Origin of the sequence: Streptomyces lushanensis, assembly GCF_001700515.1 — a bacterium.
GTDB lineage: Bacteria > Actinomycetota > Actinomycetes > Streptomycetales > Streptomycetaceae > Streptomyces > Streptomyces lushanensis.
This window is the reverse complement of the sequence record NZ_MAUD01000171.1, coordinates 3244-5225: the sequence shown is the minus strand read 5'-3', so window position 1 is coordinate 5225 and position 1982 is coordinate 3244. Positions and strand designations below refer to the sequence as shown.

Sequence of the window (1982 nt, the reverse complement as noted above, 5' to 3'; positions counted from 1 at the left end):
CGTGGTCCGGGTTTTCCGGTGTCGGGTGTGTTGGGTTTGGCGCCGGTGGGTTTGGGTGTGGCGGCGGACAAGTTTGGTGTGGGGGAGGTGTTGTCGGGTGTGGAGTGGGAGGGTTTTGAGGAGTTGTTCGGTGTTGCCGCGGTGGGGACTGCGGGGGTGTTGCAGGGGATTGCTGGTTCTGGGCGGTTTCGTGCGGCGGTGGCGTGGCAGAACCGGGCGGTGTTGGGTTCTGGTGTGAAGCCGTTTCTGTCGTGGGTTCCTTCGGTGGCGGGGCGGTCGAGTATGCCGCGTCAGCGTGAGGAGTTGGTGGCGCATTATTGGCAGCGTTTCTGTGTGAAGAATGACACGATCGGGTTTTTCGGTCCGGTGGGCTGGGGTCGTGTGGATCTGTCGTCGCGTGGTGTGCGGGTGGATCCTGGTGTGGGGTTGGTGTCGGGTTCGGAGGTGTATTTTTCGAGTTGGTCGGTGGATGCGCTGGCCCGGGTGATCGGTGGGGTTGCGGGGGTGCGGGAGTGGGTGGCGCCGCGCCGGGTCCCGTTCGTCGGCGTGGTGGACGGAATGGTGCGCGCTCCGGGACGTCCCGCGCGTACGGTGACGGAGCGGGAACTGCGGGTCCTCGAACTCTGCGACGGAGTACGGCTGGTCACCGACATCGCGGACCAGGTCTCCCGGGCCGAGGACCGTGCCGTGTCCGCCGCCGAGATCACCGAGACCCTGGAATGGCTGGTCGCCCAGCGCTGGGTCGCCTGGAAACTCGACGTCCCCGCGGGCACCTTCCCGGAGCGCGCCCTGCGCTCCTTCGTGGAGACGATCGGCGACGCGGAGCTGCGCGAACCGGCCCTCGCCAAGCTGGACATCCTCGAACGCGGCCGTGACCGGGTCCGGGCGGCCGGCTTCGACGCCGACGAACTGTGCGAGGCGCTCGCCGCGCTCGAAGCCGACTTCGCCGAACTCACCGAAGCCTCGGCCCAGCGGGAGAAGGGCGCCCGTACCGCGCCCAACCGCGCCCTGGTCTACGCCGACTGCCGCAGGTCGGCCACCGCCACCGTGGGCACCGCCGTACTGGAGCAGCTCACCCCGCTGGAACTCTGCCTGACCGGCGCCCGCTGGATGACCAACCGGTTCGCCGAGACCGTCGGCGGACGCATCAAGGAGGCGTACGAGCGGCTGCGCGCCCGGGAGGACCGCGTCGACCTGGGCTCCCTCTGGTTCGAGTGCCTGCCCGCGCCGCACAGCGAGTCGATCGCCGACATCGACCGGATCCAGGCCGAACTGCGCGAGCGCTGGGCGGCCATCATCAACGCCCCGGCCGGGGCCAGGCGCGTACGGCTCTCCTCCGCCGATATCGCCGACCAGGTGCGGGAGGCCTTCGGCGAACCGGGCCGCGGCTGGTCCCTGGCCCGCTACATCAGCCCCGACGTCATGATCATCGCCGACGATCTCGACGCGGTCGAGCGTGGTGAGTTCGAACTCGTCCTCGGCGAACTGCATGTCGCCATGAACACCCTGGGCGCCTCGCTCTTCGTCCATCAGCACCCGGACATCCAGGAGTTGATCGACGAGACCACGACCGACTTCCCCGAGCCACGGCTGATGCCCATGCTGCCCAAGGAACTTCCGCTGAAGTGGTCCACCCGCAGCAGGCCGTCCCTGGACCGTCCGCAGGACTACTACGTCTCCATCGTGGACCAGACCGCGGACCCGAGCCGGCCGCGCACGGTCCGCTGCGGCGACGTACTGGTGGAGGAGCGGGACGGGCAGCTCAAGGCGGTGCTGCCCGACGGTTCCGTCTTCGATCTGCTCGATGTGTTCAGCCATGCCATGACCAACCGGGTCATGGACCGCTTCACCCTGCGGCCCGACACCGACCGTTCACCGCGGATCACCATCGACTCGACCGTGGTGGCCCGTGAGACCTGGAAGTTCGTCGCCTCCGAGATGGAGTTCGCGGGTGAGAAGAATGAGGCGCGTCGGTTTGTGCG

1 protein-coding gene is annotated in these 1982 nt (G+C 68.3%); it reads left to right on the top strand.

All coding sequences use genetic code 11. The annotated features are described in order from the left end of the window. Positions 1-87: 87 nt before the first annotated feature. A partial coding sequence (locus BFF77_RS33320) for a lantibiotic dehydratase (RefSeq protein WP_342671236.1) occupies positions 88-1982 on the top strand: 1895 nt, incomplete at its 3' end.